The organism is Amycolatopsis sp. NPDC003861, from assembly GCF_053605405.1.
Genome location: NZ_JBSGJD010000319.1, coordinates 1 through 9291, shown reverse-complemented (window position 1 = coordinate 9291; position 9291 = coordinate 1). Strand labels below are relative to the sequence as shown.

General features: G+C 71.0%; 8 protein-coding genes. 5 read left to right on the top strand and 3 right to left on the bottom strand.

Annotation, left to right across the window (positions count from 1 at the left end):
* Positions 1-52 precede the first annotated feature (52 nt).
* Complete coding sequence (pcp, locus tag ACWEVN_RS43200; RefSeq protein WP_452055145.1) at positions 53-694, top strand: pyroglutamyl-peptidase I; 642 nt, start codon at positions 53-55, stop codon at positions 692-694.
* On the opposite strand, the gene ACWEVN_RS43195 is transcribed toward pcp, so the two are convergent.
* Positions 691-1353 carry an Ig-like domain-containing protein gene (locus ACWEVN_RS43195; RefSeq protein ID WP_452055144.1) on the bottom strand — a complete coding sequence of 221 codons (663 nt, stop codon included), beginning with the start codon at positions 1351-1353 and terminating at the stop codon, positions 691-693. The genes pcp and ACWEVN_RS43195 overlap by 4 nt on opposite strands.
* A 161-nt stretch (positions 1354-1514) precedes the next feature.
* Between ACWEVN_RS43195 and ACWEVN_RS43190 the strand changes: the two genes are divergently transcribed.
* From ACWEVN_RS43190 to ACWEVN_RS43180, 3 genes are read left to right on the top strand one after another with little or no spacing between them, the layout of a single operon-like run.
* The gene (locus ACWEVN_RS43190) at positions 1515-1895 is read left to right on the top strand and encodes a hypothetical protein (RefSeq protein WP_452055143.1); all 381 of its coding nucleotides are present in this window, start codon (positions 1515-1517) and stop codon (positions 1893-1895) included.
* A gap of 1 nt (position 1896) precedes the next feature.
* A complete protein-coding gene (locus ACWEVN_RS43185; RefSeq protein ID WP_449687901.1) occupies positions 1897-2955 on the top strand; it encodes a hypothetical protein in 1059 nt (352 codons plus the stop codon).
* Positions 2948-3412 (top strand): YbaB/EbfC family nucleoid-associated protein, encoded by a 465-nt coding sequence (locus ACWEVN_RS43180; RefSeq protein ID WP_452055142.1) that lies wholly within the window; start codon positions 2948-2950, stop codon positions 3410-3412. The genes ACWEVN_RS43185 and ACWEVN_RS43180 overlap by 8 nt, the downstream gene beginning before the upstream one ends.
* A 1-nt stretch (position 3413) precedes the next feature.
* Here ACWEVN_RS43180 and ACWEVN_RS43175 read toward each other — a convergent pair whose 3' ends face one another.
* The gene (locus ACWEVN_RS43175) at positions 3414-5105 is read right to left on the bottom strand and encodes an Hsp70 family protein (protein ID WP_452055141.1); all 1692 of its coding nucleotides are present in this window, start codon (positions 5103-5105) and stop codon (positions 3414-3416) included.
* Positions 5106-5358: 253 nt separating this feature from the next.
* Positions 5359-7917, bottom strand: coding sequence for an ATP-dependent Clp protease ATP-binding subunit (locus ACWEVN_RS43170; protein ID WP_449687899.1), 2559 nt, complete (start codon positions 7915-7917; stop codon positions 5359-5361).
* A 358-nt stretch (positions 7918-8275) separates the two neighbouring features.
* Between ACWEVN_RS43170 and ACWEVN_RS43165 the strand changes: the two genes are divergently transcribed.
* Positions 8276-9100, top strand: coding sequence for a (2Fe-2S)-binding protein (locus tag ACWEVN_RS43165; RefSeq protein ID WP_452055140.1), 825 nt, complete (start codon positions 8276-8278; stop codon positions 9098-9100).
* Positions 9101-9291 lie beyond the last annotated feature (191 nt).

Here is a 9291-nt window from a genome sequence, read left to right as displayed (position 1 = left end):
CCACCCTACGTCCGCAGGGTGGCCTCGACGCTTTCGCTTCGGGGAGGACGGCATGGCCAGGGTGCTGATGACGGGGTTCGCGCCGTTCGGCGGCGAGTCGGTCAACCCGTCCTGGCAGGCGGTTTCACTGGTGGCCGCCCGCCGGGACGACGTCGCGGCGGTGGAACTGCCGTGCGAGTTCGGGACATCCCTGCCCGCGCTGCGGCGGGCGCTGGCGGAACACCGGCCGTCGCTGGTCGTCTGCGCGGGTCAGGCGGGCGGCCGGGCCGGGGTGACCCCGGAGCGCGTGGCGATCAACCTGATCGACGCCCGCATCCCGGACAACGCGGGCGCCCAGCCCCTGGACGCCCCGGTGGTCCCGGACGGCCCGGCGGCGTACTTCTCGACGTTGCCGGTGAAGGCGTGCGTGGCGGCGATTCGCGAGGCCGGTGTGCCGGCGTCGGTGTCCCACACCGCCGGGACGTACGTGTGCAACCAGGTCTTCTACGGCTTGATGCACCTGCTGGCCACGGAGTTCCCCGGCGTGCGCGGCGGCTTCGTGCACGTTCCGTTCAGCCCGGAGCAGGTCGCGGCTTCGGGAAAGGCCGAGGCGTCACTGGGCGTGGACCGGATCGCCGACGCGCTGGAAGCCTTGGCGGACACGGCGTTGCGCGTGACGGAGGACTTGGCGGTCAGCGCGGGCGCGGAGCACTAACCGCCGCGGCCGGTGAGTTCGACGAAGGCCGCGGGGCCCGGGACGTTGTGGTGGATCGTCAGGTCCGTGACCCGGTCGCCGCTCCAGGCCGGCGTGAAGGTAACCAGCAGCGTGCACCGGCGGCCCGGCTCGACGTCGTGGCCGACGCACGCGCTCGCGTCCACCGTGAAGTCGTTGCTGTCCAGCTCGATCCCGCTGACCCGCAACGCGCTCGCGCCGACGCTGCGGACCGCCACCACGCAGGTCGTCGTCGTGTGCACCGGGGTCTCGGGGCAGGTGACCGACTCCGGGACGATCACCCGCGGCTCCGCGGCCACCTCCGGCACACCCGGGAACGTCGCCGGGCGGCCGCGCACCAGGTCGAGGACGGTCACCCCGGTGACCGTCAGGACCAGCGCGCCCGTCGCCAGCAGGACGATCGCGATCGCCTTGATGCCGCGGGCACTGCCGTCCTTGGCGGTGAACCCGCCCGCCGCCAGGACCGTGACCACGAGCGTGGAGATCAGCGTCGCGTCCGGGCCCGCCCCGATCGCCGCCGGGACGAGCGTGCCGAGCAGCGACGCCCCGACCGTGACCGCGAATCCCGTCCAGGAGAAGCGTTTCGCCTCGCGCAGCTGACGCCGCACGGTGGGCGGCCGGGGTTTCGTGACTGTGCTCATGCAGGTAGGAGCGTCGAGACCACCCGGCACGGACGACATTCCCCCGTTCGGCGGTACGGCGAGCCGTCCGTGATCTGACGCACACCGCCGGCAAACCTCCCTGGCGGGTGATCGAACGGTGTTTACATGTCCGGAACGCGCAGCCGAAGAAGAGGTGAGTGATGATCGGATTCGAGACCGACCTGCAGGACCTGCGGGACTCGGCCCGAGCCCTCCAGGGAGCGGCCGACGCCGCGGAAGCCGCGTCGAACGGCCTGCGCGGCACCGACGTCCCCGTCAAGTCGGACGGCGGCGGGTTCTTCGGCGGCCTCGGCGCGATGTTCCCGGCGGACAACGCCTTCGGCCGCACGCTCGGCATGCCGGCCGTCGCCGCGGCCTACAACGACCACCTGGCGAAGATCCGGAAGCTGGTCGCGCAGCTGCACCAGACCACGGCGGACACCAGCCACGCGCTGATGCGGGTCGCGGAGCTGTACGAGAAGGCCGACGAGGACTCGAAGCAGCGCGTCAACCGCGCGGCCGCCGGTCTGGAGGGGAACTGACGTGGACGGCTACTTCGACACCGGGCTCGACGCCCAGCCGATGTCGGGTGGCGACGACCGCCGCACCGAGCTCCTGGACGGCGTCTCCGAGGACCTGAAGCAGGGCGCGACCGACGCCCTCGACGCGCTGGAAATCCTGCGGATGACCGACTGGATCTTCGGCCTGGGCCCCGGCGACGACGGCTTCCGGAAGATGCAGGACGACGTCGCCGCCATCTACCGCGAGTTCTCCGACGCCGACATCGACCACGAGTCGGCCGAGGGCCTGCAGAGCCTGATCATGCGGCACGACGCCGTCTGGAAGGCGCTGCAGCGCGACTCCGGCCCGAAGCTCGACGACGCCCGGCAGTTCCTCGACGTCTGGCGCGGCTCCGCGGCCAACGCCGTCAAGGCCTACCTCAACGAGCTCGCGGACACCTTCACCGAGGTCGAAACCAAGATCACCATCCTGGAGAGCGACATCGTCGCCGCGCGCGAGGCCATCGCTTCGGCCCGGCAGGACCTCAGCAACCTCGGTTCCACGTTCAAGAGCACGGCGGAGGACTACCAGAAGTCGCAGGAGCGCAAGCGCGAAGCGGCCATGTCGAAGGTGCTGGCGGCGACGTTCGCGGGCGCGGTCACCGGGCTGCTCACCGTGGCCACCGCCGGCGCGGGCGCCGCGGCGGGCGCGACGATCTTCACCATGGCCAACGGCGCGATCGTCGCCGGGAACGCCGCCGGCGGCGCGATCACCGCGGTCGTGGCGAACCAGGCGGAGATCACCGGTGACAACGGGTTCGACCTGTACCAGAGCTTCCTCGACAGCGCGGGCAAGATCCGCGACGGCGCCGGCGACGCCGCGCAGAAGCTGGCGGACCGCATCGGCGACGAAGCCGTCGACCTGCCGAAGATCCCCGACGCGCCGGACGTCAGCCCCGGCTCGAGCTTCGACCCGGACAACTTCGAGACCGACCGTACGTCAAGGCGGACCGAGAAGAACGTCCGCGACGCGAACGTCGACATCGCCCCCGACGGCCAGGTGTCCAGCGGCGCCACCCACGCCGGGAGGCTGGATGGCTGACGGCCCGGACCGCGACGCCCTCCTGGCGGAACTGTCCGCGCTGTCGGCGACGGCGACGTCCGCCGACGGCACGGTTTCGCTGTCGGTCAACACCGACGGCGTGCTGACCCGGCTGCGGCTCACCGACGCCGTCTCCGGGATGTCGCCGACGGAGATCGCGGACGCCGTCCTGCGCACGTACGTCGAGGCCCAGCGCGAGTCGGCGAAGCGGACCGGGCAGCTGCTGGCGCCGCTGGGCAGCGGCGGTTACCTGATGGACCGGCTGCGCTGGCGGGTGCAGTTCGAGCCGGAGCCGGTCCCGCTCGCCGCGCCGGCGCCGTCCGCCCCGGTGGCCGAGCCGGACGGCAAGGTGCTCAAGGACCGGTCGTCGGACGCCCCGGCCGAGCCGCCGCCGGCCGGGCCGGTCGCCGACGACGACTGGTACGGCCGCGGCATGCGGCTCGACCGGGCCTGGTGACTCAGGCCGGCTTGACCTGGCTGGAGAAGCCGGCGATCAGGTCCTCGAGGCGGCGGGGTTCTTCCGTGAGGTAGATCGCGGCCACCCGGCGCTCGGCCACGCCGAAAAGCACGATCGACGACTTCTTGTCGGCACTGGCGACGTACTCGCCGTGCAGCCCGCCGCCGTCCCAGGTGCCGCGGCCGGCGGGCGTCAGCTTCGTGTTCACCTCGATGTATTCGGTGGTCACGCCCTGGTAGTAGCTGACACTGCCGCCCGTGAAGGCGCAGATGACCGAGAGCTGGGCGCCCAGCAGCTGGGCGAAGTGGCCGTTGTCCTTGCAGGTGCTCCGGTCCGGGACGGAACCGGCCAGCAAACGCAGGCACGGGGTGAAGCCGGCCCGGTCGCGCTCGGTCGTCTGCGTGCAGTCCGCCGCGGCCCGTGCGGTCCCATCGCGGATGACGAACACGACGACGGTGGCCACGACCGCGGCGACCAGGAGCACGGCGAGCGCGAGGAACCAGGGCCTGCGCTTCCGGCGCGGTTCCGGTGGCGGGGCCGGCCGCGGTGGCACTGCCTGCTGTTGCCAGGGTTGCGGCCGCGGCGGCGTCACCGGCGGGCGGACGGGTGCGAACGCGGGCACGGTGAGGTCGCTGGTGGTGCCGAGCGGAACGTGGTGCAGCCCGAACGCGACGGCCGTCTCGGGCTGGTCCTGCGTGGTCGGCGTGACGCCGAGCTGCCGTCCGAGCAGGGTGGCCAGCAGCGGCATCCGGCTCGGCCCGCCGACGAGGTAGACGCCGGCGAGCTGCGCGGGCGTGAGCCGGGCGCGCCGGATGGTGGCGGCGAGCAGTTCGGCGCTGCGCAGCAGGCTGGGCCGCACGAGCGCTTCGAGCTCGTCCCGGCTGACGAGGACGTCCCCGAACGGCTCGGGCATCGGCACGTGGGTCTGCGCGTGCCGCGAGAGGCTTTCCTTGGCGTCCCGGACATCCTGCAGCAGCGCCCGCCGCGTCCGGCGGTCGGCGGTGGTCTGCGGGCGCAGGAGGCGTTGCCACTGCGCGGGATCGGCGTGCGACACCTCGCGTCCGATGTGGACGACCAGCGCCTGGTCGATGTCGAGGCTGCCGAGGTCGGGCAGGCCGTCTTCGGCGAGCACGGTGAAGCCCTGCTGGGTGACCCCGACGACGGCGCAGTCGAAGGTGCCGGCCCCGAGGTCGTAGACGCCGATGGGCCCGCCGCCCCGCCGCCCGAGACTGGCGTAGTGCGCCGCGGCGGCCACGGGTTCGGGGATCAGCCGCACATCGGCGAGCCGCGCTTGCGCGGCAGCGTCCCGCAGCACGTCCTGCCGGTCGGCGCCCCAGCCGGCGGGGTGCGAGATCCGGGTCTGCGCGGGCGGGCGGCCGAGCTGCCGTTCGGCTTCCTCGCCCATCCGCCGCAGGACGGCGGCGAAGGCGTCGGCGATCGGGACGTCGACATCGCCGAGCCTGATGGCGCCTTCGTCGATCCGCCGTTTGGGGTTCGGTTCGAACCGGCTGGGATCGAGCCGCGCCCGCCGCTCGGCATCCTGGCCGACGACGAGCAGGCCGTCATCGTTGACGTAGACGGCGGAGGACATGGTGACCGACCCGTCGACCTCGATCGCCCGGGGCCCCCGCCCGAAGGCGGAGAGCACACCGACCGTGCTCGAAGTCCCGAAGTCGATCGAGAGCACGTCCACGCGGATTCCCCTCCCAAGGTCCGCGGGCATCGTCTCACGGGCCCGAGGGGTGGCTCCGATCAGGCAGAGTCCCGCTGAGCGGCCGAAACGGTGACGTCGTGGTCCTCGAAGTCGGCAACCACCCGCATGCGGCCGCCAAGGGCCGTGATGTAGCGGCCACGGCCGCCCGAGGCGCGGGGGCGCTTGGGTCCGGGAACGCCAGAAGGGCGGCTCCCCACTGGGGGAACCGCCCTTCTGGCGTTCTAAGCGACGATCACTCGCCTTCGGCTTCGCCGCCCTGCTCCTCGTGGCCCGCGCCGATGCTCACCGGCGGGGCGTCCGGGATGGACGACGGGCGACGCTCGCCGCGGAAGGTGAACCGCGCCTGGTCGTCCTTGTCCTCCGGGTTGCCGCTCCAGCCTTCGACGTCGACCAGGATGATCTGACCCGGCTCGACCTCGCCGAACAGGATCTTCTCCGACAGCTGGTCCTCGATCTCGCGCTGGATCGTGCGGCGCAGCGGCCGCGCGCCCAGCACCGGGTCGAAGCCGCGCTTGGCCAGCAGCGACTTCGCCTTGGCCGTGAGCTCCAGCTCCATGTCCTTGGCCTTGAGCTGGGTCTCGACCCGGCCGATCATCAGGTCGACCATCATGATGATCTGTTCCTGCGTCAGCTGGTGGAACACGATGATGTCATCGATCCGGTTCAGGAACTCCGGGCGGAAATGCTTCTTCATTTCCTCGTTGACCTTCTGCTTCATCTTCTCGTACCGGGTGCCGGTGTCGTTGGACCCGGCGAACCCGAGCGAGACGGACTTCGAGATGTCCGACGTGCCCAGGTTGGACGTGAAGATGAGGACCGTGTTCTTGAAGTCGACCGTGCGGCCCTGACCGTCGGTCAGGCGGCCGTCCTCCAGCACCTGCAGGAGCGTGTTGTAGATCTCCTGGTGGGCCTTCTCGATCTCGTCGAACAGCACCACCGAGAACGGCTTGCGCCGCACCTTCTCGGTCAGCTGCCCGCCCTCTTCGTAGCCGACGTAGCCCGGAGGGGCACCGAAGAGCCGTGAAGCGGTGTAGCGGTCGTGGAACTCACCCATGTCGATCTGGATGAGCGCGTCGTCCTCGCCGAACAGGAACGAGGCCAGCGCCTTCGACAGCTCGGTCTTACCGACACCGGACGGGCCGGCGAAGATGAACGAGCCCGACGGGCGCTTCGGGTCCTTCAGGCCCGCCCGCGTGCGGCGGATCGCCTGCGAGACGGCCTTGACCGCGTCCTCCTGGCCGATGATGCGCTTGTGGAGTTCCTCCTCCATGCGCAGCAGCCGGGTGGTCTCCTCCTCGGTCAGCTTGAACACCGGGATGCCGGTCCAGTTGGCCAGCACCTCCGCGATCTGCTCGTCGTCGACCTCGGCGACGACGTCGAGGTCGCCGTCCTTCCACTGCTTCTCCCGCTCGCCCTTCTGGCCGAGGAGGGTCTTCTCCTCGTCACGCAGGCGGGCGGCCCGCTCGAAGTCCTGCGCGTCGATCGCGGATTCCTTGTCGCGGCGGACGTTCGCGATCTTCTCGTCGAATTCGCGCAGGTCCGGCGGCGCGGTCATCCGGCGGATGCGCATCCGGGCGCCGGCCTCGTCGATCAGGTCGATCGCCTTGTCCGGGAGGAACCGGTCGTTGATGTACCGGTCCGCCAGGGTGGCGGCGGCGACCAGCGCCGAGTCGGTGATCGAGACGCGGTGGTGCGCCTCGTACCGGTCGCGCAGGCCCTTGAGGATCTCGATCGTGTGCTCCAGCGACGGCTCGCCGACCTGGATCGGCTGGAACCGGCGCTCGAGGGCGGCGTCCTTCTCGATGTACTTGCGGTACTCCTCGAGCGTGGTCGCGCCGATCGTCTGCAGCTCACCGCGAGCGAGCATCGGCTTCAGGATCGAAGCCGCGTCGATCGCGCCCTCGGCGGCACCCGCCCCGACCAGCGTGTGCAGCTCGTCGATGAACAGGATGATGTCGCCGCGGGTCTTGATCTCCTTGAGCACCTTCTTCAGGCGCTCTTCGAAGTCACCGCGGTAGCGGGAGCCGGCGACCAGGGAGCCCAGGTCCAGCGTGTAGAGCTGCTTGTCCTTGAGCGTCTCGGGCACCTCGCCCTTGACGATGCTCTGCGCGAGGCCTTCGACGACGGCGGTCTTGCCGACGCCGGGCTCGCCGATGAGCACCGGGTTGTTCTTGGTCCGGCGGGACAGCACCTGCATGACCCGCTCGATCTCCTTGCCGCGCCCGATGACCGGGTCGAGCTTGCCCTCGCGGGCGAGCACGGTCATGTTGCGGCCGAACTGGTCCAGGACCAGCGAAGACGACGGGGTGCCCTCACCGCGGCCGGAACCGGTTTCGGTGGACTCCTTGCCGCCCTGGTAGCCCGAGAGCAGCTGCAGCACCTGCTGGCGGACCCGGTTGAGGTCCGCTCCCAGCTTGACCAGGACCTGCGCGGCGACGCCCTCGCCCTCGCGGATCAGGCCGAGCAGGATGTGCTCGGTGCCGATGTAGTTGTGGCCGAGCTGCAGCGCCTCGCGCAGCGACAGCTCCAGCACCTTCTTGGCGCGCGGCGTGAACGGGATGTGCCCGCTCGGCGCCTGCTGGCCCTGGCCGATGATCTCCTCGACCTGCTGGCGCACGCCCTCCAGGGCGATGCCCAGCGACTCCAGCGCCTTGGCGGCGACACCCTCACCCTCGTGGATCAGACCCAGGAGGATGTGCTCGGTGCCGATGTAGTTGTGGTTGAGCATCCTGGCCTCTTCTTGAGCCAGGACGACCACCCGCCTCGCGCGGTCGGTGAACCTCTCAAACATGTGCACTCCCTCGACTGCTGCGCCGGCGGCCCGTTTCCATCGTGCTTTCACCGCGATGGATTCAGCACCGTGAGACCACTCTAGTAGCCAAGCCGTCGCGCTGCCGTACCACTACGGCTCTCGGCGGTCGTTTCCGCACCCGGACGTGGCATCTCCCGGGTGCTCCCATCATCAGGTTGCCCTGCACCTTTACGTCAAGCACAACGTGCGGAGCGCCATCCGGATTCCGCCATCCGCGCGGTGTCCGCTCACCGCGAACAGTCCGCAAGCTGGGAGTACCCCACCCGATTGGCGGAGCTCCCGGAAGTCTGTAAGGTTAGGCACGCCTAATCCACTACGCGTCCGAGGAGGTCCGCGGTTGAACCAGCAGCGGTCCTTCCGTAACGCACGCGAGGTCGGCGACGGCCTCGCGTCGTCGTTGCGGCGCATCGCGGGCCTGCAGGAACGCACCGAGCTGCGCAGCGACGTCCCGGCGGGCTGGATCCGCTGTTCGGAGCTGCTGGAGACGCCCGCGCACTTCGGCGAATGGCGCGGCTTGCTGGGCGACTGGCTGGTCCGGGAGCACTCCGCGGCCCCGGACCGCACGACGGCCAGCTGGGTGATGACGTGGTATCTGCACGTCCCGGCGTACGTCGGCGCGCTGCTGTGGCACCACGAGCGCCGGGTGCCGTCCCTCGCGCCGGCGGAGCTGGCGTTCCGGTTGTCGGACGACCGCCCCCACCCGGACGGCATGGCCCTGCTGGGTGACGCGTTCCACTGCCTCCCGACGGACCCGGGCTCGGCCCGCCCGGAGGCCACGGTGGTCCGCGACGAGCGAGCCCTGGCGGCGGTCCTGCGGGCGCGCTACCTGGCGCACGCGGCGAAGTTCGTGCGGGTGTACGCGCCGGTGAGCAGACTGGGCCGCCGCACCCTCTGGGCGGCGGCGACGGACGCGCTGGAGAACTCCCTGTGGTGGGCGGGCCGCCAGGGCGGAACACCGGAGGCCGAGGGCGCGGGGGTAGCGGACGCGGCGTTGGTGCTGGACGAGCGGTACCCACCGCTGACGTCGGCATCGACGCTGCGGCTGGAGGAGGGGCCGGAAGGCCACCGCGAGTGGACGCGGCGGCGGGAGAGCTGCTGCTTTTCGTACTTGCTGCCGTCGTCAGCGGAGTGCGACGGCTGTCCGCGCACCTGCTCGCGGTAGCTCTGTCTCCCCAGGTAGGGCGGGACTGCGGTCTGCTGGCCGGTCTCTGCCCGGGGGTGCAGGTGACTTCGGGCGGGTCGTCCGGTGAGCGGCCCGCCACCCCGAAGCCGTGATTGTCACTACGGACGGTGGTACCGCGTCAAGGCGGGAAAGCGTGCCTTGACCCGGCACCACCGTCCGCGTGCTGGCTT